An 18,004-nucleotide genomic window follows, 5' to 3' on the forward strand; every position below is an offset into this window, starting at 1 on the left:
AGGGGCGGCAGCAATGCCGCCCTTTTCTTTCATTTTGCATTACAACGGCGTCCATTCGTGGATGTATCCTTGATGTTCATCGTTGTTAGTCTTAAATAAAATACATGTTAAGTTATTTTTTTTATCAAAACCAATAACAATATTATCCCCTGGTTTTGCTTGTTCAATGACTGGGTTATTTTCATAATATAAACGGAATTCTGAACGAGTTGCATGTGACTCTCTTGCATCATACCATTTAGCTGACACATGGCATTGCAGCTCACTTCCCCTTAGAAAAAAAGTCGCTATCATTTCTTTATTTTCTGCCCCCATCAAAGCTTTAAGTGCCATGACACCATTAAGCTCTTTTTGATCATATAGTTCACTTTTAGATAACGTTTTAATACAAGCTGCCGTCAGACTTTGTGCTGCCATGACATTCTCCTTGTGCAGATTCAAAATATCATATTCTTATTAATTCCTTATTTTTTCTGTTAAACGGATCATATAGGTATTATTAATTTACCTCGCCTTTATAGCTATTTATAAAAATTCATAAACACCGACGACTGCAACGCAAATTCAATAAACCTCATCAACGCGGGCGAATTCAGTTTACGACTGGGATAGACCAGCCACAGCTCGTTTCCCTCAACCGTCCATTCCGGTAACACCTGCACTAGGCGCGCATCGCGCATCTCCCCGTCCGTTAAGAAACGCGGCAGTAGCGTAATGCCGGCATGCCCCAGCGCCGATTCGCGGGCGTAGAGCAAATTGTCGGTCAGGTGCGCGGGCGGCAGCAGCCAGCGATGATACTGACTGTCGCGTTTAAGCACCCACTCGTTCCAGGCGCGGTGCGCGATACAGCGATGTTCAGCCAGCTGCTGCGGATGAGTAACCGGCGGATGCTGATCGAGATAAGTCTGCGAGGCCACCAGCAATCGCTCGCAGTACCCGACACGTCGCCCAATCAGAGACGATTCCTGTGGCTGGCCGGTGCGTAAGGCAAGATCAAAGCCATCCTGTACCAGGTCGCGAATCTCGTCTGAAACGGAAATGTCCAGCGTGACATCAGGATAACGCCGTAAAAACGCGGCGTTACAGCGCGCCAGTAAGGTTGCCCCAATGCCTGCCGGGCTGGTGATGCGCAGGCGACCGCTGGGATTTTCCCGCAGGTTGGCAATCGCCTGTTTGGCACGTTCGCTGGCCTGCATCATCTCCTGACAGTGCAGCAGATAACGCTCCCCGGCAAAGGTCAGGTTAAGCTGGCGCGTCGTTCGGTTTAACAGCCGGATGCCCAGCCGCTGCTCAAGCTGGCTGATACGTTGACTGACGCTGGATTTGGGCAAACCTGCCCGCTCTGCCGCAGCGGTAAAGCTGCCGCACTCCGCCACCAGCGCAAACAGCGCCATATCCTGCCACTCACGAAACGCCATTGTTCACCTCAGACGAACACTCTAATAACTATTGTCCATCTTATCAGCCTGGCGGTGGGGTTCTACACTTGAAGAAACACTAGAGGAGAATAAATTATGTCTGTCCGCGCGATTGCTGTTGATCCCGAAAACCCAAAAAACTTCACCGAAATTTTCCCGGAAACGCCTGTACCCGGCGAGTATGACCTGCGTGTCCAGGTAAAAGCCGCCTCGGTCAACCCGGTGGATACCAAGGTGCATAAAGGCGCGATCAAAAATGGTTTGCAGGTGCCGCGTATCCTCGGCTGGGATGCCAGCGGCGTGGTGCTGGAAACCGGCAGCAAAGTCACGGGCTTCAAGCCCGGGGATGAAGTGTACTATGCAGGCGATATTACCCGCCCGGGCAGTAACAGCACCGAACAGTTAGTCGATTCCCGTATCACTGGCCATAAGCCGAAAACGCTCGACTGGGCGGCCTCTGCGGCGATTCCTTTAACGGCGCTTACCGCCTGGGAAGGTTTGTTCGAGCGACTGGATATGGCAGCCGCGCGTGACGATCAAACGCTGTTGATCGTTGGCGGCGCAGGCGGTGTAGGCTCTCTGGCGATTCCGCTGGCGAAAATGCGCAGCAAGGCGAAAGTGATTGCCACCGCGTCACGGGAAGACTCTGCCCAGTGGTGCCGCGATCGCGGGGCCGACCTGGTGATCAACTATAAAGACATGCCCGCTGAGCTGGAAAAGCACGGCATTAAGCAGGTCGACTACATTTTCTGCCTTAACGACACTGACGGCCACTGGGAAACCATGAGCCAGTTCATCGCGCCCCAGGGTCATATCTGCACCATCGTCGAGAACGAACATCCGCTGTCAATGGATCAACTGAAGCTTAAGAGCGCCTCGCTGCACTTTGAGTTTATGTACACTCGCAGCATGTTCACCACGCCGGATATGGCGCAACAGGGTGAGATTCTGAATAGCGTTGCCCGCCTGTTAGATGACGGAAAGCTGCAAACCACCCTGAGTGAAACCCTGCACGGGTTAAGTGTGGAAACCCTGGAAGCGGCCCACCAGCGTGTACTGGAAGGCCATATGCGCGGCAAAGTGGTCATGGTTTACTGATCACCTGCGGATGCCGGTCCGTGCGGCATCCGCTCGCCCCGTTTCACGGGGCTTCCTCGGAGGGAGCCACAGGCGCGGTAAAAGCCTGCGGGTTCCCCTCATCGTCCAGCGCCGTGTAATCAACAAGGATCTGGCTCGCCGCGGAAGGCGACGCGTTTCCCATCAGGGAATACTCTTTGCTGGAAAAAGGCGCGAGCGTTTTATCCCCGTCCAGATAAACGGTGTAGCCTTTTCCGCCTGCCCGCACGGTCATTTTGCCCGGCGTGAAAAAGTAGCCACTACGGTTGGTGGCACGAATGAAAACCTGCCCCTGCATTTTCCTGACCTGAAAGGTGACGGCGTTCACCCGTGCCGTAAACGGTATCGCCTTCTTAAACGGTCTGTTGATCACTTTAAGTTGGGTATTCAGCGCCATGCTGATCTTATCGCTGCCCGGCTGTATCGTTCCTTTTTTTACGGCGCTGATTTCGTACAGATTGAGCCAGTAAAGGGATTCCCGATCCTGTGGCAGCGTTGCGGCCAGCTCAGTGCGTAAAACGGTAATCTGTTTTTTTTCATCTTTGTTCAGCGTAAAAACGCCGGGAAGCGCGACAAAAGGAAAGGCTTTACTGCCCGGCGATTTTTCCGGTGCGCCGCTGTCGATCCAGGTCTGGATCAGCACGGGTGCGTCGCCGCTGTTAACCAGCAGTAACGGGGTTTGCACCTCGCCGGGATGGAAGATCAGTCGGCTTTGCTGCGGAATTACCGCGGCCTGGGCGTTAATCACGATACACATACATAACCAAAGAAACGTTTTCATCTTATTGCAGCCGAATGAGGATAGATGCGGTTGCATCAACATGGCCCGCCGTCACCGTTTTACCCGGGAGCTTTGCAAGACGGGCGTTGAAAGTACGCTGATACAGTTTCTCGTCATTCTGCTGGCTGCCGCTGATCACCTGCGCGTCCTCCAGCACCGGTCGCCAGCCCGCACTCCCGCTGAAGCTGCTCCAGCTTAAAAAGGAGACGGGCTGACCACCTGACGTTTCCAGCTCAATGCCCACGCCTTTCGCCAGCGACGGTAAACTGTCGTAATGATCGGACACCAGGTAGCGCGAAAGACCGTCTCCCGTCGTCAGTCCCAACTGCTGCGCCTGCAGCCACGCGGCGTAGCTCGGTTGAAACCCCAGAGACAGCTGACCCGACTGAACGCCAGAGAGGTTTTCGGTTCCGTTCGCACAGGCCAGCGTAATGCTGAGCGGCGCCGTCACCGCCTGGCCCTCATTGAGCGCATTGATGCTGATGCCGGGGAAAAGGACGTTTGCGGTATAATTCTCCACCCGGCAGCCCTGGGTCATATTTTGCGTCAGAGTGGCGACCGGCGCGGTATTCATCCCAAAGGCCATGTAACGTCCGGTTCCCCAGGTTTCATAATGGTTCCAACTGTCCTGACCCGCTTCGGGCACATTCATCCCCGGCCCCATAAACACCACATAACCATTGGGCTGGTTGCAACTGTAGGAGCCAGTGTAATTATCGGCCGCCGCCCAGAGGCAGCCCCACGACCCGTAACCCGGCGTGCGGTTGTTTCTGTCGGTACGAATGAGCTCCGCACTGATGGGGCTGAAGTCGCGTCCCCGGATCAGGATTTTATTTCCCTGTATTTCATACTGGGTGAGCGGTACTTTTTGCCAGATACGGGTAAAGGGCCTGCCACTGCGCACGTGAACCAGTTTTAACGCGGTATAGGGAAAGTAGGTCTGGAAATAACTGTCCCCCATGTCCCAGGCGCCGCCAACGTTACTGTCGCCATTGGTGGCGAAGACCTCATACAGCTGATCTTTATCGGCAAGATCACACTGGTACAACACACGGTCGGGATTGCTGTTATTGACAGCCGGTACGACCCGGAACACCGAGCGGGCCAGCACCGTGCCGGCCGGCTGATAACGCAGATTCATTAATGCGATATTGCCGAAGTTAAGTGGCGCACCGCAGGCATCACAGCCCTGATCGACCGGGTTGACCCGGGTGCAGGTCGCGTAAGCCGGGAGCCATGCGGTCAAAAAAAAGAATGTCATTACCGCTAAAACGCGTTTCATCATTAACACCTTAGAATCTAAAAACGACAGACGGCATCCGCGTAGGTCATCACCGCGTCAGGTTCAGGTTGAGGAATGTGGTAATCCATCACACAGGACGATTGCGCATCGTCACCCCAGACGGCTTTCAGTCGGCCCTGGGTTTTCGCCACACGTAACCAGGCATTGCCGCCCTGGCCAAACGTGCCCACGCGCTTGCCCGTCTCATCCAGCAGATCCGCGCCCACAGGCACCATAGCATCGCGATTCGTGCGGGTTTTCAGCATCAGGGGATAACCGCGTAAGGTTCTGAACGACACCTTCACCATCGCACCGGCATAAGGCGCGACACTTTTTTCGCTGTCCTGAATTTCCACATGACCGTCGCTGCCGCTGGCACCCAGCGTAATGGTGTTGTAGTGATACGGGTTGAGCGAAGGGACCAGCGCATAGCCAAAGCGATCGATTTCACTGCCCTGGCTGTTCAGGATCCGTGCGCCCCTGGCCCCTTTCGCCTCGACGAGGGCGAAGGTATCGCCCAGATAATGGCCTAACGTCACACCACCGCTGTGGATCACCGCCGCCCCCATGGCGTTAACGGACATCTGATTAAACCGTGAAGAGGTCGAGGCAGTACCGGTCACGCTGGCCTCAGAAAAGGTTTTGCCCAGGCTGCCGCTTACTGTCGTGTCACGCTGCTGCTGATCGCGATTCACATTCAGGCTGTAGCTGGTGCCGCTCTCACCACTCAGCCCGCTGAGCGACGCTGTGTAATTACTGCCGTTCTGGCTTCCACGGGATCCCCCCAGAGCCAGGTAAGGTGAAGTGGCGTCCGTGCCCAGCGGCACAGAGACGCTGACCTGTAACTGGGTATCTTTATAAAACGTCTCGTCTGCGTACTGAGCCATGACAGCTCTGCGCGGATCGGTGGCATAGGCTCTACGCGAATACTGGCGGGACAGGGAAATATTCAGTGCGATGTTTTTGGGCAGCACCGTGCCATAACCGACCTGAAACTGTGTCGTCCGCGAGCGACCGTCATAGTAATTTTGCTTCGAGCCGGAGAGATAGATGTTGCCCCACTGCCCCAGCGTCTGATTCAGGGTCATCTGCAGGCGGGTACGCTGCATATATTCGCTGGTAATACTGTTGCGGCCCGGTGTTTCCGCATTATTCAGTGCAATCACGTCGTTGAGATCGCGGTAACCCTGGGTGGAATACTGGTAGCCCGCAAACGTCAGAGTGGTATTCGTGGGCTGAAAGGTTCGGCTGTAACTCAGTGCGTAACGCCATCCCTGGGTCGACTCACCGCCGTTCAGAACCGCGCTGGAATACGCGCTGTTAAATCCCACGGCCCCTATGTCTGAAGCCCAGACGCCGCCAGCCAGCAAGGCATGATAGCGTTCGCCCAGCCTGACGCCGCCGTTCAGCGTAATGGCATTGCTCAGGCCGTGCCTGACGGTTAACTCAGTAAAGGTGTTGGCTTTGCTGTAATCCCTGACTTTACCGGCGGCAAAGTTGTAGTCTGTCCGGCCTGGACGCAGCGACTGCGGTAAGACCGCATACGGCACGCTAAAACGATGCAGGCTGCCGTCAGACTCCTGAACCTCCACGCTGAGATCGCCGCCATAGCTCACCGGGCTCAGGTCATTGATCGTAAACGGCCCTGGCGGCACGGTTGTCTGATATATCCGTTGCTTGCCCTGCCAGACCGTCACGCGGGCATTGCTGTTTGCCACGCCGCGCACCAGCGGTGCATAACCCCGAACAGAATCCGGCAGCATACGGTCATCAGAGTCCAGACTGACCCCGTTGAAACTGACCGCCGTAAACAGATCGCCGTTACTGAAAAGCTCGCCTATGCCCGCCTCACTTCGTAATGACGGCAGCGCACGTTGTACCCAGGCCCTGGCGCTTTGCCAGCGATTGCCGACCTCGTCATGCGTAAAGTTTCCCTGTTGACGAAAACGCCACATGCCGACATTGATGCCACTGTTAATACCCAGATACGTGGATTCGAAACGCTGCGCATTTTTATAATCGGAATAGAACTGGTTCAGGTTGTAATTCACGAACCCCATGGTCGTGCCCGCCGTCAGGTTTTCGGGCGCGATATAGCCGACGGGCCGCTGAACCCGCATCGCCTGTGGGACGGTAACGTCTACACGCAGGCTGCCCGTATTCACGTTAACTGACGCGCCCGTCAAAAGCGCATCGGGTCTGGCACAGTCTTTCGCCTTGAGCGCAGTGAGATAGTGGGCCTTGACGCCAAAGGCCTGATAAAAGGACAACGGCAGGCATACCGAAAGCGCTCTGCCCGCGCGAACGATATCAACCGACGTGGACCGTTGAAACTTACCGTTGAGATAAAGATCGACATCATAGCGGCCGGGCTGGAACCAGGCGTCCTGCACACTGTCAGGCATCGCAATCTGTCCAGGCAGCATTTCGCGCACTAAGGCAGGATCAAACAGATAGTCATCCTGACCTTCAGCCGCCTGACCGCCCCTGAGGAAAAGCAGACTCAAAGCGAACAATAAGAATAATGAGACTCTATTCATTTCTGCGATTTTTCGTTCACGTTGATTTTTTCGTCGGCACCGAAATCATTTATCAGGATGGCATTAAGCGCGTATCCCGAGAGCGCTGAGCGGTTTTGCAACGTGATGCGCTGTTCACTAAACGGCGCCAGCGTGACAGCATCGTCCCAAAGGACGGTGTTATTCCCTTTGACCAATGCAAAAGATCGAATATTGGCGTAAAAGGGCGAGGCATTGCGGAAGACGATGTCATGTCCCTGAATATGGTATGAGAGCGCATTCTTCAGGTTATCCATGGAAAAATTCAGGCCCTTTGGGCGAACGATAACCTTTACTCTGTTCTTAATAATCAAATAGAGTTTATTCTTATCCTCCAGCCCTTTTTTTAACGAGGGAATCTCAGTGTAATCCATATAAAACAGTGACTCTCTGTCCTGAGGAAGATTATTCTCCGTCACGTTGAGCTTTACCGTTTGGCCGGCCTCAGGAGCAATCCTGAATATTTGCGGCAACGCCACAAAAGGCGGGACAGAATGATTATTGAGATTGATCGCCTGAATCTGAATCAGCGCTGGCTGATCGCCAGTATTCGTAAACTGAAGCGTTTTTTCTTTTTTCGCACCGTCTACAATGACACGCGTGCCATTTAATACAACGCTTGCCTGACAAAACATGGCTGAAAAGGCCAGAAAGAGAAGAAGAAGAAGAAGAGACTTCAACACAGGGTTCTCCTGCCCCCTTAAAATAAGGGGGCCTGATGATTAGGGATAGCTGACAGAATATTGCACACTACTTAAAACCGTACCGGCGGCCGCATTTCCAGAGTCGCTGTAATATTCGACCGAGAAATCCTGGGATGCGCTGGTGCTTCCACTTTCCAGCTTCATTCCGGAAACTGTTGCCGTTCCACCCGACAAATCGATCGTTTTGTCACTACTGTCCAGCAAACGCAACGCCACATTGTTGGCCGTTCCGGTATTGAGTAAATCGCCGGTGGACGAAATATTATTGCCAACCAGATTAATAGTTATTGCCTGTGTTGATCCGGAAGCCGGTGCGACACAACCGGTTAAGTTAATCGTAAATGGCGTTTTTCCGGCGGTTGATTTTGCCGAACTCAGCGCGGCCGTTGAAACGGTCGGCAGCAGAATAATCGGGCTGCCGGTTGCATCATTAACATTAACGCTACAGGTTTGTGCATTTACCTCGCCCTGAAAGCGAATCGTATTTTCTGACGCAGAAAAAGCATTAAAAGAAATAAAACCCGCACCACACAAAAAAAGTGTCATGCAGCGTGGTAAAGAGCTGGCTTTCATTGGATTCCCTCTTATGATTTTGGTAAGTAAAGATGCGCATTGGCGACGAGGATCATAAGGGGCACGGTGGGAAAACTGTGTGTGAAGTGTTCTGAGCTTTTGTGAAGAAAGACACCATCAAATATAAATATATTTAAATTCAATAGGATGGTGTTAGGACAGTGTTGCTGAAATGAGATAGTCCATAAGGTAACAACAGGCCAGGAATCCCCCTGCGGCGATAAAAATCGCCACGTTTACGGCATTATTTTTCGCAAAGATAAAGCGGAACAGGGCCTGAATAAAATGTCCAGGTGTCAATACCTGTCCTTTTAATGACAAACGGAAACGTCGCTCCCACGGTAATAAAAAATGCCGGCAGCCACTTTTGTTGTTCCTGCTGGGACATTTGGTTATCCGGTGAAGGTTCGATTAATGTTGACCGGGCAAGATACAGATCGCCCTCGCGCTGATAAGTAAACCGGATTATTTTACTCAAACTGATGACATTATGATTGCTATCGGTGAGTCGGCCGGTGATGGCGATAACACCGTGCCCCTCTCGCATATCGTGAGAGGCGATCACGGAAAATGTCTCACCATTTCTGATGTAGTTAATGTTTGCAATACAATGGACAGAATCCTGTCTAAATAAAAACACGACAATGCCTGCTGCTGTCATCATTATTAAAGCCAACAGAAACGTTAACTTCACTACTTACTCCTTATATAATAATACGAAATACAGTCGGGGGAACCGAAAAGCGAGAGTGCATTTTTACATTGCAGTACCGAAATGCGTTCACCATTGGTAAATGCCGTGATATAAATCTTTCGTCGTTCTGTACAACTGACTTTACTGTCAACGGCGATGCGCGCGACCAGGCCATTACCGGCTTTATCATTGGCGTATATTTCACATCCATTCATCTCAAACCGTTTAATAAAAATCATCTCGTGGCGGTGAAGTGAAAAGGTCATGATGGCAAAACCACAAACCAGTATCGTCATCACCGCCAGTCCCGTGATAAAAAGATGCCGTGTCGAAATAGCATAGCGATAAGCGCCTTTGCTGGCAGTGAATTCAGCAGGATCAGGACGGCTGATGGGCTGTTGAGATTCCGGCTCAGAATATACTGAGTTCTTAATAAGGTTTTCTGAAATATCCTCATCATCCTGAATAACGGATTCCGTTGTATCGCACGCACTCGCCTCTTCACCGGACGTAGCCATGGGCGGAATATTCTGTTCGTCTTTCTGGGCGTTTTTTCCTGCCCCAGCGTCCTCATCAGCAGGCGCAATTGTCGACTCCTCAATAAGAATCGCATTTGCCAGCATGAAGCCACGGCGTGGAATGGTCCTGATCACATCCTGACGGATATTGCATGCCAATAGTGCTTTTCTGATGAGCGAAATACTTTGATATAACGCATTGGCACTGACCTCCATCCCAAACCGTCGCCAGGCATACTGATAAAACGCCTCATGATCGACAATTTCGCCCTGCCGCGCGATCAGCAATTCAAAACAATATGAGACTGAAGAATGCAGCTTCAGCACCTGATTATTACCAATAATTTCCCTTTTCCCAGGATAAAAAACCACTTCATTACCAATACTTATCTTTTTCATATTATTAAATCCGGATATATCCTTATTTCTGTCTTATGAATACTCCCTTAATATAAGCCAGTAAATAATATTGAACTTACATTTAACATAAACAAACAGAAGAAATAAAATAATTTCAGACTTTAAATACGAAATAATGTTACTCAGGAATTCAAAATTCTTTATTTTGTTTGTGTATGTTACGTACGTTATTTGGAGGGCGCGGTATTTTGCAAAGCATTATTTTTTGTAATCAAAAAGGCGGGAAAATAACAGGCGCAGAAAACAGGACGTGAGGAGCGGCAGGGTGTCCCCTCACCGCCCCGGCGTGCAGGCGAAAATCTCAAAGGGCGCTTTGTTCGCCCAGCATACCTTTCACCAGTTCAATACAGCGCAGGAAGCGCGCGTCATAATCTTCTTCCTGCACATGAACGAAGTCGATGTTGTTTTCACCCAGCATCGCTATCAACATGCTCTGGAACTCGCGGCGATCGACAGAGCTGCCCAGGCTGCGTAACCCGTCCGCTACCCAGGGTACGTTGTTTTCCAGCAGGATCACCAGATCGAAGCGATACTCGTCAATCATGGCCTGAACAAACGGATGCTCACGGCCTTCATACTTTTTACAAAATGCCTGGGTCGTGACGAAATCGGTATCAATAAATGCCACTTTATTGGCATATTTCACCGCAAAATCGATGTACTGTGCATGGCCCAGCGCGATCTTGTCGTAGTCTGAATACTGAAGCGCCATCTCATCGCCGCCCAGATGTGAAAAGACATAGTCGCGGCCATATTCCCAGGCGCTGGACGTGTTAAATATGTTCGCCAGCTTATTCACCAGCATCGATTTCCCACTCGACTCACCGCCCAGAATGGCCACGGTGCGCACAAAGAAGGGCTTCACTTCGGTGGGGATGTAATCCCAGAAGCGGAAAGGATCCTGACGAATCTGCGCGCCGCTGATATTCATAAACGATCGGTTCGGATCGATCAGTATGGTTTGAATGCCCAGATGCTGTTGATACATCTCTGCATCAGGCGCCTCACTGGTATAGACGCAGTCTGCCGCAATCCCCTGCTCTTCCAGAAAGATCTTTACCCCTGCGCTCCACACATCCCAGCCATGAGGATAGGGCTCAATCCCCTCTTCATCGAAGGCGTGAATGCGAATATTTTTCTGGTACTTAAAGGTTTGCAGTAACCAACGCAGACGATCACTGACGGTGGGCTGCTGCGACATGGCGCTGTTTTCAAACAGGCTCAGATCGCGCGGCTCGTCGTAGCCCATGATGATATGCAGCTCATCGACCTGGCTACAGGCACGCTGAATCAGATAGATGTGGCCAGTATGAAGCGGATAAAACTTGCCAAAGATCACCCCTATTTTTTTATCGCGACGGGGGAATTCCAGGCCGAGAAAACGGTGCAGTGCCTCCAGCTTTTGCGCGCTGGGGCTTTTAATTTTCGCGTTAAGCAGTTGGCTTAAATACCCTTTGGTCATGCCACTGGCATCGGCCACCTGTTGAAGCGTGTGGCCCTGCTGGCGAATCGCCGTTTTTAAATAATCAAACGCCGACATGTGGTGCCTCCTGCAAGCAATGTTCAACGAGGGGAAGAGCGTAGCCTGTCGCCTGCCCGGTGACCTTACGGCCTCCGGACAAACGGACTCGCTTAGAGATCATCAAGGATAGCCAACGCATCCGCCAGCTTCTTCGCGCTGTATACGCGCATGCCCTCAATCGGCTTTTTCGGTGCGTTACCCGCCGGCACGATCGCCCGCTTAAAGCCATGTTTAGCCGCTTCAGCAATGCGCTCCTGTCCGCTGGGCACCGGACGAATCTCTCCGGCCAGTCCGACCTCGCCAAAGATAACCAGATCCTGCGGCAAAGGGCGATCGCGCAGGCTGGACACCATCGACAGCATCAGGGCCAGGTCAGCACTGGTTTCCGTGACTTTCACGCCACCGACCACGTTGACGAACACATCCTGATCCGCCATTTGCAAACCGCCATGACGATGCAGCACTGCCAGCAGAATGGCGAGGCGGTTCTGTTCCAGACCGACCGCAACCCGACGCGGATTGCCCATCATCGAATGATCCACCAGCGCCTGAATCTCAACCAGTAAAGGACGGGTGCCTTCCCATAACACCATGACCGAACTGCCGGACGTGATCTCTTCACCACGCGACAGGAAAATGGCGGACGGGTTGCTCACCTCACGCATGCCCTGCTCGGTCATGGCAAATACGCCAAGTTCATTGACGGCACCAAAGCGGTTTTTATGGCTACGTAACGTCCGGAAGCGGGAATCGGCATCGCCGTCCAGCAGGACGGAGCAGTCAATGCAGTGCTCCAGAACTTTTGGCCCGGCCAGCGATCCGTCTTTGGTCACATGGCCCACCATGATAATTGCCACGCCACGGGTTTTAGCGAAACGCGTCAGATAGGCGGCCGTTTCACGCACCTGTGCCACGCTGCCCGGCGACGACTGGATATCCGCCATGTGCATCACCTGAATCGAGTCGATCACCATGATTTGCGGCTGCTCCTGCTCCGCAATCAGGCAGATCTGCTCAATGCTGGTTTCCGACAGCATGTTCAGATTGTCACTCGGCAATCCCAGACGATGGGCGCGCATAGCGACCTGCTGTAATGACTCCTCCCCGGTGACGTAGAGGGTTTTCATGCTCTCGGCTAAACGGCACATCACCTGCAACAGCAGCGTCGATTTCCCGGCGCCGGGGTTACCGCCAATCAGAATGGCACTGCCCGGCACCACACCGCCACCCAGCACGCGGTCAAACTCTTTAAAACTGGTCGAAAAACGGGGCAAGGCTTCCAGACTGATTTCGGACAGCTTTTGCACCCGACTGGTTCCGGCATTGCCTGCATAACCGCTGAGGCGCTCATTGCGCGCCGCCGCCGGTGAAGCCGCAATACGCACCTCGGTAATCGTGTTCCAGGCGTGACAGGCGCTGCACTGCCCCTGCCAGCGTGGATAATCTGCGCCGCACTCGTTACAGACAAATGCGCGTTTTGCCGCTTTGGCCAAAACAACTCCTCAGTTAACGCTCTTCGTGAATCAGGCTACCGGTCAGGATGCAAAACACGCCCATCAAATCGGCATGGCGAATCGTGACGGCGGTTTGCTCATTGACTTTCGGTTTGGCATGGTAAGCAATGCCCAGCGCCGACGCTTTTATCATCAGCAAATCATTAGCACCATCGCCGATCGCCACGGTCTGCTCTGGCGCAATCTCAAAACGCTTCGCCAGCTTTTTCAACGTCTCTGCTTTGTACTGTGCGTTAACGACAGGACCCAGCACCTCGCCGGTGAGTTTTCCGTCCCGGATTTCCAGTTCATTAGCGGCTATTGCCGCCAGATGCAGCTTATCGCGCAGGAACTCGGCAAAATAGGTGAAGCCACCTGAGGCAATCGCGACCTGCCAGCCCAGCGCCTGTAATTTTTTGGTCAGCGTGGTCAGACCCGGCATTAAGGGCAGTTCGTCGCGCACCTGCTTAAGAATATTGGCATCCGCCCCTTTCAGCGTCGCCACGCGCTGGCGCAGGCTGGCGGTAAAATCCAGCTCGCCGCGCATCGCCCGCTCGGTGACTTCTGCCACCTGCTCGCCGCAGCCCGCCAGTTTGGCTATCTCATCAATACATTCGATTTGGATGGCGGTGGAATCCATGTCCATGACCAGCAGGCCCGGCGTTTTCAGGTGGGGGATTTTCCCCAGCGGCGCTACGTCCAGCGCCAGCTCGTGCGCCAGTTTGCTGGCAAACGGCGTCAGGGAGCCCGCCAGGCGGATGACCTGATAGTCGTCAACGTTCCAGGCGCTGACGATCACCATGGCGGCCCCAAGCTGATGCTGGTAATCGGTCAGACGCTGTTTATCCAGACCGCGACCATAGAGTAACCAGCCGGTTCGGCCAGCACGGTAATCCAGCGGCATGACTTCATCACCGCTCAGTGAAAGGGGCAACCCCGGCCATAGAGAGACATCAGCAGGCAGATCGCACCAGGTAAGATGATTTGACATCAGGGCTCCTGTAGGAACAACAAAACCACGCAAGAGGCTACCTTGTCTGCGCTGCTTCTGGCAACATAATATCCAGGCTTTCTGTCGTCACGTGATTCGGATAATTAATGGCTAAAACCGCACTGAAATTTCGCTTACATCGCACGGTGATTGTTTTGATTTCACTGGCGCTGTTAGTGGTGCTTATGCAAGGCGCATCCTGGTTTAGCCTTGGCCATCAAATGGCCCGTTCTGAACAGGCAGAAGAGCTGGCCCAGACGCTGACCCGGCAAGTGGCTTTCAGTCTGAAACCCTTGATGGATAACAGCGAAGACAATCGTAGCCAGATTGAGGCCATCATCAGTCAGATGACCGACAACAGCCGTATTCTGGATGCGTCCGTCTATGCAGGCGATGGCAGCCTGGTGGCGCACAGCGGCGAAAATATCAACGTGCGCGATCGGCTGGCGCTGGATGGCAAGCGCGCGGGCAGTTACTTTAATCATCAAATTGTCCAGCCGCTCAGCGGCAGCAATGGCCCTGCTGGCTTTCTGCGCGTTACGCTGGATACGCACGTGCTGGTCACCGAATCACGCCAGGTAGATAACACCACCAATATTCTGCGCCTGATGATGCTGCTGGCGCTGGCCATTGGCATCATCCTGAGTCGCACGTTACTGCGCGACCGTCGCACGCGCTGGCAGCAGTCTCCGTTTCTGCTCACGGCCAGTACGCCTGTGAAAGAGGATGACGAAGAGGACGAGAAAAAAGACGACGCCGCGAAACCCTCCGCGTGACGGAAGGGTTTACAGGTCAACGTCTGACAGCCCTTTCCTGCCTTCCTTAACGCTTAGCCCAATGTAAAAGGCCCGTTTCACGGGCCTTACTGACGTTGCACTTCGGGCGAGAGTCAGCCTCTGAGCAGCGCTTCCAGCTCTGATAACGTGTTCACCCGCCAGTCGGGTTTAATTGCGTCAGGCAAGGGGCGCGTCCCATGGTCAACCCAACAGGTTTTAATACCGGCATTCATGCCGCCGAGGATATCGGATTCCGGCGTATCGCCGACCATCAGCACCCGATCGCGCGGTGGGTTTCCCAGCTGCGCGAGCGCATAGTCAAAGATTCTGGCTTCAGGCTTAGGCACGCCCACTTCTTCTGACACCACCAGCGCAGAGAAGTAATCAAGAAAGCCGGTACGCTCCAGACGGCGCTGCTGCAGGGCGGTAAAACCGTTGGTAATGATGCCCATTTTGACGCGGCCGTGCAGCAGCGTCATCAGGCTGTCTGCGCCCTCCAGCGGCAGGCAAATTTCCGCCATCGCTGACAGAAAGCCATCGTTAAGAATGGCCGGCGCCACGCTCAGCTTTTGCCCCCAGCCGGCAAAGCGGCGAGTCTGAAGCTCCAGTGCGGATAACTGGCCATTCTGGTATTCCACCCATAACGGCTTGTTGACCGCCTGGTAATCTGCAAAATCCTGGTCGGTAAACCGGACATCGTACCCGGCAAACAGGCGTTGCAGGCCGGCATACGAATCAAAGTGAAACAGCGTGTCATCTGCATCAAACAGAATGCAATCCCAGTTATCTAACATCGACATTCCTTACAAGCGGCTACAGCGTCAGCGCCATGATCAGGGCATCTTCACGGCCACTGGCGCAAGGGTAATAGTTGGGACGGCGGCTGACCTGGTTGAAATCCAGCTGTTCGTACAGCGCGATGGCCGGTGCATTGGACGCACGCACCTCCAGCCACAGCGTCATCACATCGCGTGCAAGCAGTTGATCGATTAAATGCTGCAGCAGCGCCCGCCCGAAGCCGCGCCGTTGATACGCCGGATCGACAGCGATATTAAACAGCGAAGCTTCATCCAGCACCACCTGGGTAATGGCAAAGGCGGCCATCTGGCCTTCGACATCCAGCCGCAGGTTGAGAAACCGCTCGCCCTGGTTGCTGATAAAGGTCTCTTCGCGCCATGGAAACGCATGGCTACGGCACTCAATCGCGAAAGCCTGGGGAATCGCGTCAGGCGTGAGAAAAGAAATGGCTGTCATGTTCACACATTTGTTGCCAGAGCGCGCGCCGGGCGGCACCGCTACTCAGGAGTTCATTGAAAGACGCGCTCGATAACGCCACGCCGTTAAAGGATTGCTCGCTCTCAACGCCCAGCAACCACCCTGCACAGTTCAACGTTTCCGGCAGCATTTGCAGCTGATCCGGCGTAACGGTCATGACCTGCGTGGGTTTCAGACCGAGCGTGTGCAGAACATCACGCAGGAAAGGCTCCTGCAAACCGGGCGGATTTTCCGCCACGATAATCAGTTGGGTATCCGGCAAAAGCCGCACGGCGATTTCGCCCTGGAGCACGCGCGGGCGGCGCAGTTGATACTGCGTTATCCCCATTTGCTGTAAAAGCCAGTCGCGCCTGGACGTCATGGTATACCTGCTTTGCTCGCGGAATGCGACGCTATGCTAGCAAACCCATCGAACATGCGCCAACAAACCACTATAATCTCCGCTCAGATCTTACAGGAGCCCGACATGTCTGCTTTTACCCCGGCCAGTGAAGTCATTCTGCGCCACAGTGATGAATTTTCCACCCGCCACGTTTTATTTGCTGGCGACCTGCAGGATGACCTGCCCGCACAGCTGGAGACCGCCGCTTCCCGTGTGCATACCCAACAATATCATCACTGGCAAAACCTGAGCCGCCGTCTGGGCGACCAGGCGCGTTATGGACTGGTTGCGCAGGCCGACGATGTGCAGGGTTGCGATACGCTGGTTTACTTCTGGACCAAAAACAAACCTGAAGTGCAGTTTCAGTTGCAGAACCTGCTGTCGTTACTGCCCGTCGGCTGTGATGTGTTTGTCGTCGGTGAGAACCGCAGCGGCGTGCGCAGCGCAGAAGGCATGCTGGAGCAGTGGGTGACCCTGGAAAAAATCGACAGTGCGCGTCGCTGCGGTCTTTATCACGGACGTCTGGAGAAGCAGCCCGCCTTTGATGCTTCGGCCTTTGGCAACCGCTATCAGCTGGATGACCTGACCATCCATACCTTACCTGGCGTTTTCAGCCGCGACGGCCTGGATGCCGGCAGCGCGTTACTGCTTTCAACATTCACGCCCCATACCAAAGGCAAAGTGCTGGATATCGGCTGTGGTGCAGGCGTGATTGCGGCGTCGTTACCGGCGCATTCGCCCAAAGTGCGCCTGTGGTTATGCGATGTCCATGCCGCCGCAATCGAGGCCAGCAAAGCCACCCTGGCCGCTAACGGTCTGGAAGGCGAAGTGTTTGCCAGTAACGTCTTTTCCGATGTCACCGGGCGCTTTGACATGATTATCTCCAACCCGCCGTTTCATGAAGGCACACAGACCAGCCTGGATGCAGCACAAACGCTGATTCGTGGTGCCGTTAAGCACCTTAACAGCGGCGGAGAACTGCGCATTGTGGCGAATGCCTTCCTGCCTTATCCCCAGGTGCTGGACGAAACCTTTGGCAATCATGAAGTGCTGGCGCAGACCGGTCGCTTCAAAGTTTACCGTGCCGTTTACGGTCGCGGTGCGAAAGCCCGTTAATCTTTTTTCTGCCTTTTTCGCCCTTTTTGCGTGTTGCCAGGCTGAAAACGTTGCTTTTTGCAGCGATCGTTTCCGTCTGGCGAAATATGTGTTGACGCATTGAGTAAAATCTCTAAAATGCGCCTCCGTGGTTGTAATACGGTAACGTATTACGGGTATGCGAAGGTGGCGGAATTGGTAGACGCGCTAGCTTCAGGTGTTAGTGTCTTAACGGACGTGAGGGTTCAAGTCCCTCTCTTCGCACCAAAATCACAGATTTCATATCGCGAGCACTGCGCGAAGGTGGCGGAATTGGTAGACGCGCTAGCTTCAGGTGTTAGTGTCTTAACGGACGTGAGGGTTCAAGTCCCTCTCTTCGCACCAATGCGGTGATATGAAAAGACAA

General features: G+C 53.6%; 18 protein-coding genes and 2 tRNA genes. 5 read left to right on the forward strand and 15 right to left on the reverse strand.

Annotation, left to right across the window (positions count from 1 at the left end):
• Window positions 1-39 precede the first annotated feature (39 nt).
• Both C1N59_RS17045 and C1N59_RS17050 read right to left on the reverse strand, forming a co-directional pair.
• Window positions 40-417, reverse strand: coding sequence for a type II restriction endonuclease (locus C1N59_RS17045; RefSeq protein ID WP_394549923.1), 378 nt, complete (start codon window positions 415-417; stop codon window positions 40-42).
• Window positions 418-521: 104 nt separating this feature from the next.
• Window positions 522-1,418 (reverse strand): LysR family transcriptional regulator, encoded by an 897-nt coding sequence (locus C1N59_RS17050; RefSeq protein WP_394549924.1) that lies wholly within the window; start codon window positions 1,416-1,418, stop codon window positions 522-524.
• A 96-nt stretch (window positions 1,419-1,514) separates the two neighbouring features.
• Between C1N59_RS17050 and C1N59_RS17055 the strand changes: the two genes are divergently transcribed.
• Window positions 1,515-2,516: a zinc-binding alcohol dehydrogenase family protein gene (locus tag C1N59_RS17055; protein ID WP_394549925.1), complete on the forward strand. Its 1,002-nt coding sequence runs from the start codon at window positions 1,515-1,517 to the stop codon at window positions 2,514-2,516.
• Between the two features lie 43 nt (window positions 2,517-2,559).
• Here C1N59_RS17055 and C1N59_RS17060 read toward each other — a convergent pair whose 3' ends face one another.
• The 10 genes from C1N59_RS17060 to serB form a co-directional block, all read right to left on the reverse strand.
• On the reverse strand, window positions 2,560-3,315 hold the full coding sequence (locus tag C1N59_RS17060) for a fimbrial biogenesis chaperone (RefSeq protein WP_394549926.1): 756 nt from the start codon (window positions 3,313-3,315) through the stop codon (window positions 2,560-2,562).
• A gap of 1 nt (window position 3,316) precedes the next feature.
• Window positions 3,317-4,600, reverse strand: a complete 1,284-nt coding sequence (locus tag C1N59_RS17065; protein ID WP_394549927.1) for a fimbrial protein — start codon at window positions 4,598-4,600, stop codon at window positions 3,317-3,319.
• A 14-nt stretch (window positions 4,601-4,614) separates the two neighbouring features.
• Window positions 4,615-7,137, reverse strand: coding sequence for a fimbria/pilus outer membrane usher protein (locus tag C1N59_RS17070; RefSeq protein ID WP_394549928.1), 2,523 nt, complete (start codon window positions 7,135-7,137; stop codon window positions 4,615-4,617).
• Entirely contained in the window at window positions 7,134-7,838 is a 705-nt protein-coding gene (locus C1N59_RS17075) for a fimbrial biogenesis chaperone (protein WP_394549929.1), read from the reverse strand. The genes C1N59_RS17070 and C1N59_RS17075 overlap by 4 nt, the downstream gene beginning before the upstream one ends.
• Window positions 7,839-7,877: 39 nt before the next feature.
• Window positions 7,878-8,432: a fimbrial protein gene (locus tag C1N59_RS17080; RefSeq protein ID WP_394549930.1), complete on the reverse strand. Its 555-nt coding sequence runs from the start codon at window positions 8,430-8,432 to the stop codon at window positions 7,878-7,880.
• A 244-nt stretch (window positions 8,433-8,676) separates the two neighbouring features.
• The gene (locus tag C1N59_RS17085; protein ID WP_394549931.1) at window positions 8,677-9,126 is read right to left on the reverse strand and encodes a hypothetical protein; all 450 of its coding nucleotides are present in this window, start codon (window positions 9,124-9,126) and stop codon (window positions 8,677-8,679) included.
• The gene (locus tag C1N59_RS17090; RefSeq protein WP_394549932.1) at window positions 9,126-10,043 is read right to left on the reverse strand and encodes a winged helix-turn-helix domain-containing protein; all 918 of its coding nucleotides are present in this window, start codon (window positions 10,041-10,043) and stop codon (window positions 9,126-9,128) included. The genes C1N59_RS17085 and C1N59_RS17090 overlap by 1 nt, the downstream gene beginning before the upstream one ends.
• Before the next feature lie 322 nt (window positions 10,044-10,365).
• Complete coding sequence (nadR, locus tag C1N59_RS17095) at window positions 10,366-11,604, reverse strand: multifunctional transcriptional regulator/nicotinamide-nucleotide adenylyltransferase/ribosylnicotinamide kinase NadR (protein ID WP_006121839.1); 1,239 nt, start codon at window positions 11,602-11,604, stop codon at window positions 10,366-10,368.
• A gap of 92 nt (window positions 11,605-11,696) precedes the next feature.
• Window positions 11,697-13,079: a DNA repair protein RadA gene (gene radA / locus C1N59_RS17100; RefSeq protein WP_006121838.1), complete on the reverse strand. Its 1,383-nt coding sequence runs from the start codon at window positions 13,077-13,079 to the stop codon at window positions 11,697-11,699.
• Between the two features lie 13 nt (window positions 13,080-13,092).
• Window positions 13,093-14,070: a phosphoserine phosphatase gene (gene serB, locus C1N59_RS17105; protein ID WP_394549933.1), complete on the reverse strand. Its 978-nt coding sequence runs from the start codon at window positions 14,068-14,070 to the stop codon at window positions 13,093-13,095.
• 107 nt (window positions 14,071-14,177) lie between these two features.
• Here serB and C1N59_RS17110 point away from each other — a divergent pair, with 107 nt between their 5' ends.
• Window positions 14,178-14,846 (forward strand): YtjB family periplasmic protein, encoded by a 669-nt coding sequence (locus C1N59_RS17110; protein WP_033740187.1) that lies wholly within the window; start codon window positions 14,178-14,180, stop codon window positions 14,844-14,846.
• A 113-nt stretch (window positions 14,847-14,959) separates the two neighbouring features.
• Here the strand turns inward: C1N59_RS17110 and yjjG are convergent, their stop codons facing one another.
• The 3 genes from yjjG to C1N59_RS17125 are packed head-to-tail and all read right to left on the reverse strand — an operon-like array spanning window position 14,960 to window position 16,482.
• On the reverse strand, window positions 14,960-15,640 hold the full coding sequence (yjjG, locus tag C1N59_RS17115; RefSeq protein WP_394549934.1) for a pyrimidine 5'-nucleotidase: 681 nt from the start codon (window positions 15,638-15,640) through the stop codon (window positions 14,960-14,962).
• Between the two features lie 19 nt (window positions 15,641-15,659).
• Entirely contained in the window at window positions 15,660-16,100 is a 441-nt protein-coding gene (rimI, locus tag C1N59_RS17120) for a ribosomal protein S18-alanine N-acetyltransferase (protein ID WP_006121834.1), read from the reverse strand.
• Entirely contained in the window at window positions 16,072-16,482 is a 411-nt protein-coding gene (locus tag C1N59_RS17125; protein ID WP_006121833.1) for a DNA polymerase III subunit psi, read from the reverse strand. The genes rimI and C1N59_RS17125 overlap by 29 nt, the downstream gene beginning before the upstream one ends.
• 105 nt (window positions 16,483-16,587) lie before the next feature.
• Between C1N59_RS17125 and rsmC the strand changes: the two genes are divergently transcribed.
• The 3 genes from rsmC to C1N59_RS17140 all read left to right on the forward strand — a co-directional run bounded on the left by rsmC (window position 16,588) and on the right by C1N59_RS17140 (window position 17,982).
• A complete protein-coding gene (rsmC, locus tag C1N59_RS17130) occupies window positions 16,588-17,619 on the forward strand; it encodes a 16S rRNA (guanine(1207)-N(2))-methyltransferase RsmC (RefSeq protein WP_039338798.1) in 1,032 nt (343 codons plus the stop codon).
• Between the two features lie 159 nt (window positions 17,620-17,778).
• A tRNA-Leu gene (locus C1N59_RS17135) sits at window positions 17,779-17,865 on the forward strand.
• Window positions 17,866-17,895: 30 nt separating this feature from the next.
• Window positions 17,896-17,982, forward strand: a tRNA-Leu gene (locus C1N59_RS17140).
• Window positions 17,983-18,004: the final 22 nt, after the last annotated feature.

It is taken from the genome of Pantoea sp. SGAir0183 (assembly GCF_043545505.1).

Coding starts and splice junctions, on each gene's coding strand:
- C1N59_RS17070 (WP_394549928.1), bottom strand. CDS start 7,137: ATGAATAGAGTCTCATTATTCTTATTGTTCGCTTTGAGTCTGCTTTTC.
- C1N59_RS17045 (WP_394549923.1), bottom strand. CDS start 417: ATGGCAGCACAAAGTCTGACGGCAGCTTGTATTAAAACGTTATCTAAA.
- C1N59_RS17080 (WP_394549930.1), bottom strand. CDS start 8,432: ATGAAAGCCAGCTCTTTACCACGCTGCATGACACTTTTTTTGTGTGGT.
- serB (WP_394549933.1), bottom strand. CDS start 14,070: ATGTCAAATCATCTTACCTGGTGCGATCTGCCTGCTGATGTCTCTCTA.
- rimI (WP_006121834.1), bottom strand. CDS start 16,100: ATGACAGCCATTTCTTTTCTCACGCCTGACGCGATTCCCCAGGCTTTC.
- C1N59_RS17060 (WP_394549926.1), bottom strand. CDS start 3,315: ATGAAAACGTTTCTTTGGTTATGTATGTGTATCGTGATTAACGCCCAG.
- nadR (WP_006121839.1), bottom strand. CDS start 11,604: ATGTCGGCGTTTGATTATTTAAAAACGGCGATTCGCCAGCAGGGCCAC.
- C1N59_RS17055 (WP_394549925.1), top strand. CDS start 1,515: ATGTCTGTCCGCGCGATTGCTGTTGATCCCGAAAACCCAAAAAACTTC.
- C1N59_RS17110 (WP_033740187.1), top strand. CDS start 14,178: ATGGCTAAAACCGCACTGAAATTTCGCTTACATCGCACGGTGATTGTT.
- yjjG (WP_394549934.1), bottom strand. CDS start 15,640: ATGTTAGATAACTGGGATTGCATTCTGTTTGATGCAGATGACACGCTG.
- C1N59_RS17125 (WP_006121833.1), bottom strand. CDS start 16,482: ATGACGTCCAGGCGCGACTGGCTTTTACAGCAAATGGGGATAACGCAG.
- C1N59_RS17065 (WP_394549927.1), bottom strand. CDS start 4,600: ATGATGAAACGCGTTTTAGCGGTAATGACATTCTTTTTTTTGACCGCA.
- rsmC (WP_039338798.1), top strand. CDS start 16,588: ATGTCTGCTTTTACCCCGGCCAGTGAAGTCATTCTGCGCCACAGTGAT.
- C1N59_RS17050 (WP_394549924.1), bottom strand. CDS start 1,418: ATGGCGTTTCGTGAGTGGCAGGATATGGCGCTGTTTGCGCTGGTGGCG.
- C1N59_RS17090 (WP_394549932.1), bottom strand. CDS start 10,043: ATGAAAAAGATAAGTATTGGTAATGAAGTGGTTTTTTATCCTGGGAAA.